8 protein-coding genes are annotated in these 13898 nt (G+C 60.1%); 6 read left to right on the top strand and 2 right to left on the bottom strand.

Annotation, left to right across the window (positions count from 1 at the left end):
* Nucleotides 1–153: 153 nt before the first annotated feature.
* Together rlmD and ppk1 are read right to left on the bottom strand one after the other, a co-directional pair.
* Nucleotides 154–1482: a 23S rRNA (uracil(1939)-C(5))-methyltransferase RlmD gene (gene rlmD / locus ACESUZ_RS04055; protein WP_373198627.1), complete on the bottom strand. Its 1329-nt coding sequence runs from the start codon at nt 1480–1482 to the stop codon at nt 154–156.
* A 98-nt stretch (nt 1483–1580) separates the two neighbouring features.
* Nucleotides 1581–4154, bottom strand: coding sequence for a polyphosphate kinase 1 (gene ppk1, locus ACESUZ_RS04050; RefSeq protein ID WP_373198625.1), 2574 nt, complete (start codon nt 4152–4154; stop codon nt 1581–1583).
* A gap of 555 nt (nt 4155–4709) precedes the next feature.
* On the opposite strand from ppk1, the gene arcA (ACESUZ_RS04045) reads away from it, so the two are divergent.
* The 6 genes from arcA (ACESUZ_RS04045) (at nt 4710) to ACESUZ_RS04020 (ending at nt 13735) form a co-directional block, all read left to right on the top strand.
* The gene (gene arcA / locus ACESUZ_RS04045; RefSeq protein WP_099431519.1) at nt 4710–5951 is read left to right on the top strand and encodes an arginine deiminase; all 1242 of its coding nucleotides are present in this window, start codon (nt 4710–4712) and stop codon (nt 5949–5951) included.
* 149 nt (nt 5952–6100) lie between these two features.
* Nucleotides 6101–7225, top strand: coding sequence for an aminotransferase (locus tag ACESUZ_RS04040; protein ID WP_373198624.1), 1125 nt, complete (start codon nt 6101–6103; stop codon nt 7223–7225).
* 574 nt (nt 7226–7799) lie between these two features.
* Nucleotides 7800–9041, top strand: a complete 1242-nt coding sequence (arcA, locus tag ACESUZ_RS04035; RefSeq protein ID WP_099431519.1) for an arginine deiminase — start codon at nt 7800–7802, stop codon at nt 9039–9041.
* A 105-nt stretch (nt 9042–9146) separates the two neighbouring features.
* A complete protein-coding gene (argF, locus tag ACESUZ_RS04030) occupies nt 9147–10142 on the top strand; it encodes an ornithine carbamoyltransferase (RefSeq protein WP_006234279.1) in 996 nt (331 codons plus the stop codon).
* A 138-nt stretch (nt 10143–10280) separates the two neighbouring features.
* Nucleotides 10281–11768: a YfcC family protein gene (locus ACESUZ_RS04025; protein WP_373198622.1), complete on the top strand. Its 1488-nt coding sequence runs from the start codon at nt 10281–10283 to the stop codon at nt 11766–11768.
* 485 nt (nt 11769–12253) lie between these two features.
* Nucleotides 12254–13735 carry a DUF1846 domain-containing protein gene (locus ACESUZ_RS04020; RefSeq protein WP_022094206.1) on the top strand — a complete coding sequence of 494 codons (1482 nt, stop codon included), beginning with the start codon at nt 12254–12256 and terminating at the stop codon, nt 13733–13735.
* The last annotated feature ends 163 nt before the right edge of the window (nt 13736–13898 follow it).

The raw sequence follows: 13898 nt of genomic DNA, 5'->3' as shown, positions 1-13898 counted from the left end.
CCCATCATCGCGGTCTATGGGGTCAACGATATGGCACCGTGGGGACACATGTATGTCAATCCTGGTCTAACAGAGCCTTAAATAATCATTCGGAGCAAATTTATTTTTATCCCCGTCTCAGAAAATCATCGGGCGTGGTCTTGGGCAAACAGTCTAGTTGCGCCTAAGGTGGACGACCGTTTCGCAGTGGAAGGTTTGCGGGAATAGGTCGACCGGTGTGATCTTGATGGGAGAGAAAGTGCCTTCCTCGACAAAGCGTTTAAGATCGCGCGCCAGGGTGGCCGGGTCGCAGCTCACATAGGCGACGTCGCGAGCGCTTGTGCTGGCGATGAGGTCGATGGCCTCAGGCGCTAGGCCTGCACGCGGCGGGTCGACTACTAGGACATCGGCGTCCTGGTCGGGGAACTCGCGCACCGCGTCTCCGCCAATGACGTCGACGTTATCAAGCTTGTTGATTTCCAGGTTACGGCGTAGATCGCGCACGGCGGGGCCGTAGGCCTCGACGGCAGCGACAAAGTCGCAGCGGCGGGCGAGCGGCAGGGTAAAGGTGCCGGCACCGCAGTACAGGTCCACGGCAAGCTCGTCTTCCTGCGGGTCGAGCGCTTCCATGACAAGCTCGATCAAAATCTCGGCACCCTTGGTGTTGACCTGGAAAAAAGACGGGGCAGACAAGCGCATCTGACCCTCGGCGATATTCTCGGTCCATGAGCCCTCTCCGGCGAGCATTTCGACCTTGCAGACACGGCGGGCCTTCTTTTCGCCCTTGCTCATCACGCGCACGATGCTCGTGGGATGAGCGGCGTCTGCCAGAACGCGGGAGACCTGCGAGCGCGGGAAGGAGCCCGTAGGCGTCCAGAGAGCGACCTCGAGCGCCTTGGTGCGGCGCGAGGCGCGAATGCCCACGCGCTCGAGGCCCAGGTCGTGGCTGCCGCTCAGATAGTTGAGCGCGCCGACGACCGATTTGAGCGCCTTCGGGAAGCGCTTATCGAACAGCGGGCACGTATCGACGGTCACGATTTTGCTGGGGTCGACACCGTGCATGCCAAGGCGCACGCGACCGTTGACGACGGTCGGTTCGAGCTCGATTTTATTGCGGTAGCCCCAGTCGTCCTTGGTGTGGCAGATGGGCTGTACCAACTCATCGACCTGCTCAGGAGCGAACTTGCCGATGCGCTCGAGCGTGGAGCGCAGGTTTTGCTCCTTGGCGGCGAGCTGTGCCGTGCGTGAGAGATTGCCCCACGAGCAGCCGCCGCAGATGCCCACGAAGGGGCAGGGAGGCTGAATGCGATCGGGGCTTGGCTCCAGAATCTCGGTGGTGCGGGCGCGCATGAACGACTTGCCGTCCTGTACGACCTCGGCCTCGACGGTGTCGCCTGCCACGGCACCCTGCACAAAGACGGCCTTGCCGTTGTCGGCGTGCGCCAGCCCGTCGGCGCCGTAGGTCATCGATTCTATAGTGAGCTTCATATTCCTGCCTGTCATTCGCGTTGTTGCTCGCACCATGGTAGCAGGGAAAAGCGCCCCGCATCCGAGGCTTTCCTCAAATGCGGGGCGCTTCTACAAACTGCTTCTACAAACGACTATTTCGTCTTGCCGGTAATGAGCGTCTTAAGACCCAGGCCGATCAGACCCAGGCCCATGCGCACGCGACCGGGGCGATGGCGCTCGATGGCCTTGGTCTTGCCGGCGGGCTTATCGCGACGGGCACTCGTCCCGGGTGCGGACTTGGTGACCTGCGGCTCGGGCTGAGGTGCAGGTGCAGGCTCGGGCTCAATGACGGTCGCCTGGACCTCTTGGACCTTGGGCGTGGTCGGCTGCGGATCAGGAGCTGGGGCGGGCTTTGCCTCGGCGGCGGGCTCCGGAGTCGCGGTAGCGGGCTCGGGCGCTTTCTCCATGGCGGGCTCTGCGGCAGCCTCGGGCTCATTCACCGGGGGAGCGGCAACCGCTTCCGGTTTGGCGGCTGCCCCATGTTCAACCTCGGCCTGAATAGCTTCTTCGGCCACACGTTCCTTCTCCTGTGCGCGCTGCTGCGCGGCGGCCTCGGCGTTGCGATAGGCGCGCTCCAGCAGGGCTTCCTGTGAGTTGAAGGGTTTCTCACCCTCTGCACGCTCCACGGGGACCCAGGTGCCGTCGCTCGTGAGGCTGCGGGCCTTCACGTTGTCGCGCAGCTGCATGCCCATGTACTCGTGCACCAGAGCGCGGCAGGTGGGGTCGAGCACGGGGAAGGCAATCTCCACGCGGTGCTCGGTGTTGCGCGTCATCATGTCTGCCGAGCTCAGGTAAATCATGTCCGAGTCCACGCCGAAAGCATAGACGCGCGCGTGCTCCAAAAAGCGTCCGACGATGGAGCGGACATGCACGTTCTCGGTCTTGCCCGGAACACCGGGCTTGAGGCACGAGATGCCTCGGATGATCATGTCTACGCGCACGCCGGCACACGATGCCTCGGCGATCTTGTCGATAACCTCGCGGTCGGTCAGCGAGTTGAGCTTAAAGAACACGCGGGCGGGCTCGCCGGCAAGGGCGCGCTGGATCTCGCGGTCAAGCCCGCGCATGATGAGCGGTTTCAGTCCGACGGGCGCCACACCCAGGAAGCGGTAGTCGCCGCGCAGGTTGCCCAGCGACAGGTTGCGGAAGAACAGGTTGGCGTCCTCGCCGATGCCGGGATGGGCTGTCATGAGCATAAAGTCGCTGTAGAGTTTGGCCGTCTTCTCGTTAAAGTTGCCGGTGCCCAAAAGTGTGAGGCGCGTTAGCGCCATGCCCTCGCGATAGGTGAGCTGGCAGATCTTTGAGTGGCATTTAAAGCCCTCGGAACCATAGATGACGGTGCAGCCGGCCTCTTCCAGGCGCTCGGCCCACTCGATGTTGTTCTGCTCGTCAAAGCGTGCGCGGAGCTCCATGAGCACCGTGACCTCTTTGCCGTTCTCGGCAGCATCGATCAGCGACTCGCATAGGCGGCTCTGCTTGGCCACGCGGTAGAGCGTGATGCGCAACGAGATGCACTCGGGGTCGTAGGCTGCTTCGTGCACCAGGTCCAAGAACGGGTTCATGGCCTCGTAAGGGTAGAAGAGCAGCTTGTCGTGCTGCAGCACCTGCTCGCGGATGGAGCGGGTCATGTCGATGGTGGGATTGGGCTGCGGCTTAAACGGCGTAAAGAGCAGCTCGTTGCGCAGGTGCTCGGGAATCTTGCCCTCAATGCCAAAGACGTAGCCCAGGTTGAGCGGGATATCGCAGGTAAAGACCGAGCGACGCGAAAGCTCGAGCGCCTTGCGGATAGTCTTGAGCGTCGCCTTCTCGAGCGATCCCGAGACCGCGAGCACTACCGGCTGCAGGCGCAGGCGCTTCTTGAGAATGCGCTTCATGTGCTGGCGGTAGTCCTCTTCCTCCTCGACGCCCTCGCCGTCCGGATCGATGTCAGCGTTGCGGGTGACGCGGATCAGCGCACGATCCAGCGGCTTATAGGAGCCAAAGCAGCTGTCCAGGCAGGCGAGGATGACGTCCTCGAGCAAGATGTAGGAGTAGGTGCCGGTGGGCGAGGGGATCTCGACCACGCGGTTCATCGAGGCGGGAATCTCGATAAGGCCCAGCAGGCTCTCCTCGTCGGTGGCACCGTCCAGACCACAGGCCAGATAGAGCGCGCCATTGCGCAGGTTGGGGAAGGGGTGGCGAGGATCGATGACCAGCGGCGAGATGACCGGTGACACGTAGGCCTGGAAGTAGCGGGTTACAAAGGTGCGCTCCTCGGGCGTAAGCGAATCGATGCGGGCGCGGTGAACGCCCAAGGTGTCGAGCTTGCCCTCGATGCTCTTAAAGATGGACTCCCAACGGGTAAGGAGCCCGGGCATTTCGGCCATGACAGCATCGACCTGTTCGGAGGCGGTCATATTGCTCTTGTTGTCGACAGGTTGTTTTTTGAGCTCCGCCAGATCGGACAGGCCGCCCACGCGCACCATAAGGAACTCGTCGAGGTTGGACTCGAAGATCGAGACGAACTTTAGTCGCTCGAATAACGGAACGGTTTCGTCGAAGGCTTCGTCGAGCACGCGGTTGTCAAAGCGTAGCCAGCTGAGCTCTCGGTTTTGCGTGTACGAGAAGTCGCGCGGCGGTTTGCGCAGCTTTGCGGCGGCTTGCTTCTTTTCGATTTTGCTCGGCATATGCATCTGTCCGTTCAGTCCCCACAAGGGACGGTAGCCTAACACTAATCACTATTGTCTCAATTTAGTCGACCGCTGGCACGGACGTATCGCGTGAACGGTATCTTTACCTACTTCTTACGCTGACAAGTCATAGGACTGACGTCCTGCTCGTCTGCAAGCGGTCTATATCCTCACTCAACTGGTACGTAAGTGTGAATAAGAATGATGGATAGCTGAATAGCATTGAATGCAGGCGGAAACGTAAACAAACATCATTTATATACATAAAACCGATTTAGCTATGCAATTCTGAATCAAAAGTTTAGAGATGCAATTGCAAATAGTTTTTAGGAAAAAAGAGCGTTTACCTTAGAAAAGTTACTTTAGAACGCCGAAGTACATTATGGGGGAATCTCGTGCGATATACCGTTCATCGCACTTTGTTGACCGTTCGGGGGCGAGGTGGAATTGCGGGTGGAATTTGGATATAACTAGAGCTGTCAGCAAGCAGCGTCCGCTATGGAAGGGCGCTGAGAGATTCGGCCGAAAGGCCCGAAAGAAAGGTAGGAGGCCATGACGAAAGGTCTGCACGTGCCTTCCGAGATCGGCAAGCTCAGGAAGGTCTGCCTGCACCGTCCCGGCGACGAGCTCCTCAACCTGCCGCCCGACGAGCTCGAGCGACTCCTGTTCGACGACGTCCCGTTCCTGGAGGTCGCGCAGCAGGAGCACGACACCTTCGCCCAGATCCTGAGGGACCAGGGCGTGGAGGTCCTCTATCTCGAGAACCTCGTCGCAGAGGTGTTCGACCAGGTCCCCGGCGCCCGCGCCGAGTTCACCGACCAGTACATCGCCGAGGCCGGCATCCGCGGCCAGCACATGCCGCAGATCGTCCGCGAGAAGCTGGACTCCATCGAGGACAACCTCGAGTTCGTCAAGAAGACCATGGCCGGCATGACCAAGGCCGAGATCGACATGCCCCTCACGGCGTCCACGACCCTCGACTCCCTGGTCAACTCCGAGTCCGAGTCCGACCTGATCATCGACCCGATGCCCAACCTCTACTTCACCCGCGACCCGTTCGCGGTCGTCGGCGAGGGCGTCAACCTCAACCGCATGTACTCGGTCACCCGCAACCGCGAGACCCTGTACGGCAAGTACGTCTTCAAGTACCACCCCGACTACAAGGACGTCTCGCTGTACTTCCGCCGCGACTGCCAGTTCCACACCGAGGGCGGCGACGTGCTGAACATCAACGAGAAGACCCTCGCCGTCGGCATCTCCCAGCGCACCCAGGCCGCCGCGATCGACGTCATGGCCCAGAACATCTTCTGGAACTCCGACTCCAAGGTCGAGCGCATCCTGGCCTTCGACATCCCGGTCTCGCGCGCCTTCATGCACCTCGACACGGTCTTCACCCAGATCGACGTCGATAAGTTCACGATCCACCCCGCCATCATGGGCACCCTGCGCGTCTACGAGCTGACCGCCGGCAAGAACCCGGGCGACGTGAACATCCGCCTGATCGAGGACACCCTCGAGCACGTCCTGGAGGACGCCACCGGCGTCGACCAGGTCAAGCTGATCCCCTGCGGCGGCGGCGACCCGATCGCGGCCTCCCGCGAGCAGTGGAACGACGGCTCCAACACCCTGTGCGTCGAGCCCGGCAAGATCTGCGTCTACGCCCGCAACACCGTCACCAACGACGTGCTGTACAAGGAGGGCCTGGACCTTCTCGTCGTGCCCTCCGCCGAGCTCTCCCGCGGCCGCGGCGGCCCGCGCTGCATGAGCATGCCCTTCTGGCGCGAGGACCTCTAGGGTCTTCTAGGACCCGTACAGGTCATAATACATACATCTAGCTGCCATTAGATGTCTCCCATTGGGGCGGTGCGGGTTTTCGCACCGCCCCAATCTTGTATGAGGAACGTCAACACGATTGGATGACTGCTTTTGTAAGGAGCTTGGCCATGGACATCAAGACGATTGGCGTTGAGGAATGGCTCAACGTTTGGGAGAAGAGCGCCACGTGGGACATCGCCCAGTCGACGATCTCGTCGCTCACCATGGGCGAGCTGCGCGCGCTTGATGAACAGGACGGCGCCACGTTCTACGAGCGCCTGGATCGCGAGAAGATGAACTACGGCTGGATCGAGGGCTCGCCGGAGTTTAAGGCCGAGGTTGCCAAGCTGTATCGTCGGGAGGTCAATCCCGATCACATTCTGCAGACCAATGGCTGCACGGGCGCTAACCTCAACGCCATCATGGCTGTGGTCGAGCCCGGCGACCATGTTATCGCCGAGTGGCCCACCTACGCGCCGCTCTACGAGATTCCGCGCACGCTGGGCGCCGAGGTCGAGTATTGGGAGCTTCGCGAGGAACTCGGCTGGAAGCCCGATATCGAGGAACTCAAGCGCTTGGTGCGCCCCAACACCAGACTCATCTGCATCAACAACGCATCGAACCCCATCGGTACGGTGCTCGATGCCGATATGCTCGGCCAGATTGCCGAGATCGCCCGTCCGGTGGGCGCCTACGTGCTGTGCGACGAGGTGTATCTGCCGCTTGAGAACACCGAGGCCTTTATGTCGATGGCTGACGTGTACGAGAATGCCATTGTCACCAACTCGGTGTCCAAGACCTATTCGACGCCTGCGGCCCGCGTGGGCTGGGTCGTGGCAGACGAAGAGATATCCAGCCGCATCCGCACCTATCGCGATTACACCATGATCTGCGGCGGCGTGTTCAACGATGCCCTGGCGACCTATGTGCTTGAGCACAAGGACAAGATCCTTGAGCGCAATCGCAAGATCGTGTTTGGCAACCGCGATATCGCGCAGGCTTGGATCGATACGCAGCACCGCGTTTCCTGGACGGCGCCGCAGGGCGTGTCTACCTCGTTTATCCAGCTGGATATTCCCGAGGACGACGAGGAGTTCTGCAAGCGACTGCTGTCCGAGAGGGGAGTGCTGCTGGTACCCGGCAGCCGCTTTGAGCTTCCCTGTGGCGCACGCCTGGGCTACTGCGCGAGCGAGGACGTTCTGCGCGAGGGCCTGAGGCTTTTGGGCGAGGCGCTGGCGGAGTTTGATCGCTAGGATTCCGATGATCTTCGAGGGCGTTATCTAAATTGGCCGAAGATAATCGAAACCGGACCCGTTTCCCTAGTGAAGCGGGTCCGTTTTTCTATACCGAGAAGTCAAGTTGTTACAAATGGGGCCGTAAAGCGAGCCGGTATCCGCTGGGCCTTATACTGAGTTTCCGGTGAACGGTATCAAGCGTCTGGTAAACGGTAATTTATTTACCAGAAATGAATAGGACAAACTTTTTTCTGAATAAAAATGAAAATGGTTGAGACACGGTATGAACCGCTAATTCTATTCATAGCTTTATTGGAAATATGCAATTTGAGGATGGTTTAGCAAAGTTTAGTTCCATTTGATTTTAGGATTGAAAACGCGTTTAAGCACGTAAATACGCTTTATTAAGATGAAGTGTGCCATGCGTGAAGTATATGTGTATGCCGTTCACCCCCCTATAAAAAACCGTTCGGGGACAAGGTGGAAGTATGAGCTGATTTTGGATATAAATATGTCGTCAGCAATAACGCCTCACACGGAGGGGCGCTAACGAATCGGCCCTGACAAGGGCCCGAAAGAAAGGTAGGAGGCCATGACGAAAGGTCTGCACGTGCCTTCCGAGATCGGCAAGCTCAGGAAGGTCTGCCTGCACCGTCCCGGCGACGAGCTCCTCAACCTGCCGCCCGACGAGCTCGAGCGACTCCTGTTCGACGACGTCCCGTTCCTGGAGGTCGCGCAGCAGGAGCACGACACCTTCGCCCAGATCCTGAGGGACCAGGGCGTGGAGGTCCTCTATCTCGAGAACCTCGTCGCAGAGGTGTTCGACCAGGTCCCCGGCGCCCGCGCCGAGTTCACCGACCAGTACATCGCCGAGGCCGGCATCCGCGGCCAGCACATGCCGCAGATCGTCCGCGAGAAGCTGGACTCCATCGAGGACAACCTCGAGTTCGTCAAGAAGACCATGGCCGGCATGACCAAGGCCGAGATCGACATGCCCCTCACGGCGTCCACGACCCTCGACTCCCTGGTCAACTCCGAGTCCGAGTCCGACCTGATCATCGACCCGATGCCCAACCTCTACTTCACCCGCGACCCGTTCGCGGTCGTCGGCGAGGGCGTCAACCTCAACCGCATGTACTCGGTCACCCGCAACCGCGAGACCCTGTACGGCAAGTACGTCTTCAAGTACCACCCCGACTACAAGGACGTCTCGCTGTACTTCCGCCGCGACTGCCAGTTCCACACCGAGGGCGGCGACGTGCTGAACATCAACGAGAAGACCCTCGCCGTCGGCATCTCCCAGCGCACCCAGGCCGCCGCGATCGACGTCATGGCCCAGAACATCTTCTGGAACTCCGACTCCAAGGTCGAGCGCATCCTGGCCTTCGACATCCCGGTCTCGCGCGCCTTCATGCACCTCGACACGGTCTTCACCCAGATCGACGTCGATAAGTTCACGATCCACCCCGCCATCATGGGCACCCTGCGCGTCTACGAGCTGACCGCCGGCAAGAACCCGGGCGACGTGAACATCCGCCTGATCGAGGACACCCTCGAGCACGTCCTGGAGGACGCCACCGGCGTCGACCAGGTCAAGCTGATCCCCTGCGGCGGCGGCGACCCGATCGCGGCCTCCCGCGAGCAGTGGAACGACGGCTCCAACACCCTGTGCGTCGAGCCCGGCAAGATCTGCGTCTACGCCCGCAACACCGTCACCAACGACGTGCTGTACAAGGAGGGCCTGGACCTTCTCGTCGTGCCCTCCGCCGAGCTCTCCCGCGGCCGCGGCGGCCCGCGCTGCATGAGCATGCCCTTCTGGCGCGAGGACCTCTAAGTCTTTCCGTTTCCGGTGCGGTCCCCCTACAACCGCACCGGCTTCGCCCGTTAAACGGGCAACACTAATACTTACGTAATTCATTTCTTCGAAAGGAATCAAACCATGGGTGTTAACCTCTCCGGCCGTAGCTTCCTCAAGCTTCTCGACCTCACCACCGAGGAGATCGAGTACCTGCTCAAGCTCTCCAAGAACTTCAAGGATATGAAGCGCGCTGGCGTTCCGCACCGCTATCTCGAGGGCAAGAACATCGTTCTGCTCTTCCAGAAGACCTCCACTCGTACCCGCTGCGCCTTCGAGGTCGGCGGCATGGACCTGGGCATGGGCGTTACCTACCTCGATCCCGGTTCGTCGCAGATGGGCAAGAAGGAGTCCATCGAGGACACCGCCCGCGTTCTCGGCCGCATGTATGACGGCATCGAGTTCCGTGGCTTTGCCCAGGACGACGTCGAGGAGCTCGCTGCTAAGTCCGGCGTGCCCGTGTGGAACGGCCTGACCACTGAGTGGCATCCCACCCAGATGCTCGCCGATATCCTGACCGTCCAGGAGAACTTCAACTACGACATCAAGGGCAAGACCCTCGTCTTCATGGGCGACTGCAAGAACAACGTCGCTCGCTCCCTCATGGTCGTCTGCTCCAAGCTCGGCATGAACTTCGTGGCCTGCGGCCCCGAGGAGTGCATGCCCGCCGACGACGTCATCGAGGCCTGCAAGCCCATCGCCGAGGCCAACGGTTGCACCATCAAGCTGACCACCGACGTCAAGGACGGCGTCACCGGTGCCGACGTTATCTACACCGACGTGTGGGTCTCCATGGGCGAGCCCGACGAGGTCTGGGCCGAGCGTATCGCTCAGCTCACCCCGTATCGTGTTACCTCCGAGGTCATGGCTATGGCCAACCCGGGCGCCATCTTCCTGCACTGCCTGCCCAGCTTCCACGACACCAACACCACCATTGGCGCCGAGAAGTGCGAGCAGTTCGGCATCACCGAGCAGGAGGTCACCGACGAGGTCTTCGAGAGCCCCGCTTCCAAGGTCTTCGACGAGGCCGAGAACCGCATGCACACCATCAAGGCTGTCATGTACGCCACGCTCAAGTAAGAGCATCTAGCATCTCGCTCGGGGTGTCTTGCTGCACACCCCGAGCGGCTTTGTCTGGTAAATATCTCGCACCAGGCGGCAGGCACGGCACGGAAGAGCCGCTTCGGGCGAGATCAGTAAATGATTTATGAAGGGGGGATGAGAACTATGACTGAGACCGCTAAGAAAAAGCGCGGTATGCCTTCATCGTTCACCATTCTTCTTGCTCTGCTGGCAATTGTCGCAGTGATTACCGTTATCGTCTCCGGCACGTCCGGTGGCGCGGTTACTGCCGCCCGTCTGAGCGATTTCTGCACCGCCCCGATTAAGGGCTTCGCTGACGCTCTGCCCGTCTGCCTCTTCGTTATGATCCTGGGCGGCTTCCTCGGCATGATGACCGAGACCGGCGCCCTGGACAACGGCATCGCCGTCCTGGTGCAGAAGCTTAAGGGTGATGAGATCATGCTCATTCCCGTGCTGATGCTCATCTTCTCCCTCGGTGGTACCACCTATGGTATGTGCGAGGAGACCGTTCCCTTCTACGCCTTGCTTGCCGCTACCATGATGGCCGCTGGCTTCGACCCGATGGTCGGTGCCGCCACCGTCCTGCTCGGCGCTGGCTGCGGCTGCCTGGGCTCCACGGTTAACCCGTTCGCCGTCGGCGCTGCCGTCGACGCTCTGACCGGCGTTGGCATTGAGGTCAACCAGTCCATCATCATCGGCCTCGGTGCCGTCCTGTGGATTGTTACCACTGCTATGTCCATCTTCTTCGTCATGAGCTATGCCAAGAAGGTCAAGGCTGACAAGGGTTCCACCATCCTGTCGATGCAGGAGCTCAAGGACGCCGAAGAGGCTCACGGCAAGGCTGCTTCCGAGGTTCACAATGAGGTCAAGCTCACCGGTCGTCAGAAGGGTGTTCTGATCGCCTTTGCCTTCACCTTCGTCGTCATGATCGTCGGCTTCATCCCGCTGGCCGACCTCAACGAGGGCGTCGCCAACTTCTTTGACGCTGGCGCTGTCTACGATGCCGACGGTAACGCCGTCGTCCAGGGCTGGTCTGCCCTGATCACCGGCCTGCCCATTGGCCAGTGGTACTTCGACGAGGCTTCCACCTGGTTCTTCCTCATGGCTGTCCTGATCGGTATCATCGGTGGCCTGTCCGAGAAGCAGATCGTCAACACCTTCATCACCGGCGCTGCCGACATGATGTCCGTTGTTCTCGTCATCGCCCTCGCTCGTGGTATCTCCGTCCTCATGGCTAACACCGGCCTCGACGTCTACGTCCTCGACGCTGCCGCCAATGCCCTGGCTGGTCTGTCCGGTGTGATCTTCGCTCCCATGAGCTTCCTGGTCTACTTCGGCCTGTCCTTCCTGATCCCCTCGACCTCCGGTATGGCCACCGTCTCCATGCCCATCATGGGACCGCTGGCTGTTAAGCTCGGCTTCTCGCCCGAGGTCATGGTCATGATCTTCTCCGCCGCCATCGGTGTCGTGAACCTGTTCACCCCGACCTCCGGCGCCATCATGGGCGGTCTCGCCCTGGCCAAGATCGAGTGGACGACCTGGCTCAAGTTTGCCCTTAAGCTCATCGTCGCGCTCTCCGTCGTCTGCGCCATCATCCTGACCGTCGCCTGCGTGTTGCTCTAAGTACCCAACGGGTACCCCACGGAAACCTTGACGATCCTGTAGAGGATCACCTGGTCATCGTCTGTCCGGTGGGGTAAACCCACCGGTAGACTCCTACCTTTAGCCCCCTTCCGTTCCGTGCGCGGGAGGGGGCGCTCTTGTGTTCCGGCGTTTTACCAAACGCCGGAACCACCCGACGCTGCAAGCCCGCCAGAGCGGCAATCTGACGTTCAATCGTCGGGCATGGCCAAAAGGCCTATGCCCTCCTCTTTCACGTCACCTTGCTCGCTCTGGCGGGCTTTCGCTGACTTTTGCTCCACCTGCGGCGCTGCCATTGTTGGTGTTATGGGGCGGTGCAATGGGGTCAGGTTAGTTTGCACCAAATATGTCCGACAAGAGGTTTGACGGATGTTTGGTTGGTGCCTGTTGATGGTCTGGGTATCGGGGAGGGCGGGCTCCGTTATAATCGCCTAGAACATTAAATGGAAACGGGACGGGAGCCATACATGCGCCAGGGTTTCGACAACGCGAAGTATATCGAGCTGCAGGCTGCTCACATTAAGGAGCGCATCTCGCAGTTTGGTGGCAAGCTCTATTTGGAGTTTGGCGGTAAGCTGTTCGATGACTATCATGCGAGCCGCGTGCTGCCGGGTTTTGAACCGGACAGCAAGTTCCGCATGCTCAAGAGCATCGCCGACGATGTCGAGGTTATCATCGCGATCAACGCGAACCACATCGAGAAAAACAAGGCTCGTGGTGACCTCGGCATTACCTATGACGAGGATGTGCTGCGCCTGGTTGACCTGTTCCGCGGCAACGGCTTTGCCGTCGCGGCTGTGGTCATCACCCAATATGCCGGCCAGCCCGCTGCCGATGTGTTCCGCAACCGCCTGAACGCGCTCGGTATTCCCGCCAAGCTGCACTATCCCATCGAGGGCTATCCGCACGATGTCGATCTGATCGTTTCTGACGAAGGCTACGGCAAGAATGAGTTCGTCGAGACCACGCGTCCGCTCGTTGTCGTGACGGCGCCCGGCCCTGGCTCGGGCAAGCTCGCCACCTGCCTCTCTCAGCTGTATCACGAGCATAAGCACGGCACCGCCGCTGGCTATGCCAAGTTCGAGACCTTCCCGGTCTGGAATCTTCCTCTGACGCATCCGGTCAATATTGCCTATGAGGCCGCCACGGCAGATCTCGACGATGCCAATATCATTGATTCGTTCCACCTTGAGGCCTACAACAAGACCACGGTCAACTACAACCGCGACGTCGAAGCCTTCCCGGTGGTCCGCGCCCTGATGGAAAAGATCCTGGGCAAGAGCCCCTACCAGAGCCCCACGGACATGGGCGTCAATATGGTCGGCTTTGCCATCACCGATGACGATGCCTGCCGCGACGCTTCAAAGATGGAGATCGTCCGCCGCTACTTTACCGCGGTCGAAAATGTGCGCCGTACTGGCGTGGGCGATGAGCAAGTCGACCGTCTCAAGATTATTATGAAGAAAGCCGGCATCGATAAGAACTACTCACCGGCGCGCTCGGCGGCCCTCACCAGGGAGCAACTGACGGGTGGTCCCGTGGGTGCCATGGTCATGCCAGACGGCTCCGTGGTGACCGGTAAGACCTCCACGCGCCTGGGCGCCGCAAGTTCGCTCATTATGAACGCCCTCAAGCATGTCTCGGGCGTCGACCTTGAGCTCGAGGTCATTAGCGATGAGGCGATCGAGCCCATCAGCAAGCTCAAGACGCATTTCCTGGGAAGCAAAAACCCGCGCCTCCACACCGACGAGACGCTTATGGCGTTGTCGATCACCTCGGCCACGAGTGAGACGGCCGCTCGCGTCCTTTCGGGCCTGGAGCAGCTGCGCGGTTGCGATGCCTTCTTTAGCGTGATCATCTCGCCGACGGACGAGACGGTACTGCGCAAACTGGGTATCAACGTGTGCTGCGAGCCCAAGTTTGAGCGCCGCGGTTTCTTCCATCGATAGGTTTGAAGTACCGCGGTAATTGCGTTGCATTTTAGCCGTATCGGGTTAGCGCCCGGTACGGCTTTTTGATCAATTAAGCGTCTATTTCGGCGAAAAATAGCCGTTTACCTGCCTGGAAACGATTTGAGCGGTATACAATAACTGTAACTGTTTCATCCTTAGC

Source organism: Collinsella aerofaciens ATCC 25986, assembly GCF_964239575.1.
GTDB classification, from domain to species: domain Bacteria; phylum Actinomycetota; class Coriobacteriia; order Coriobacteriales; family Coriobacteriaceae; genus Collinsella; species Collinsella aerofaciens_BQ.
The sequence above is the reverse complement of the archived record's forward strand: the minus strand, read 5'-3'. Positions and strand labels throughout refer to the sequence as shown.

What these genes read in the sequence shown, in the direction of transcription:
- rlmD (WP_373198627.1), bottom strand. Translation starts at nt 1,482, where the DNA reads ATGACAGGCAGGAATATGAAGCTCACTATAGAATCGATGACCTACGGC.
- ACESUZ_RS04025 (WP_373198622.1), top strand. Translation starts at nt 10,281, where the DNA reads ATGAGAACTATGACTGAGACCGCTAAGAAAAAGCGCGGTATGCCTTCA.
- ppk1 (WP_373198625.1), bottom strand. Translation starts at nt 4,154, where the DNA reads ATGCCGAGCAAAATCGAAAAGAAGCAAGCCGCCGCAAAGCTGCGCAAA.
- arcA (WP_099431519.1), top strand. Translation starts at nt 7,800, where the DNA reads ATGACGAAAGGTCTGCACGTGCCTTCCGAGATCGGCAAGCTCAGGAAG.
- ACESUZ_RS04020 (WP_022094206.1), top strand. Translation starts at nt 12,254, where the DNA reads ATGCGCCAGGGTTTCGACAACGCGAAGTATATCGAGCTGCAGGCTGCT.
- ACESUZ_RS04040 (WP_373198624.1), top strand. Translation starts at nt 6,101, where the DNA reads ATGGACATCAAGACGATTGGCGTTGAGGAATGGCTCAACGTTTGGGAG.
- arcA (WP_099431519.1), top strand. Translation starts at nt 4,710, where the DNA reads ATGACGAAAGGTCTGCACGTGCCTTCCGAGATCGGCAAGCTCAGGAAG.
- argF (WP_006234279.1), top strand. Translation starts at nt 9,147, where the DNA reads ATGGGTGTTAACCTCTCCGGCCGTAGCTTCCTCAAGCTTCTCGACCTC.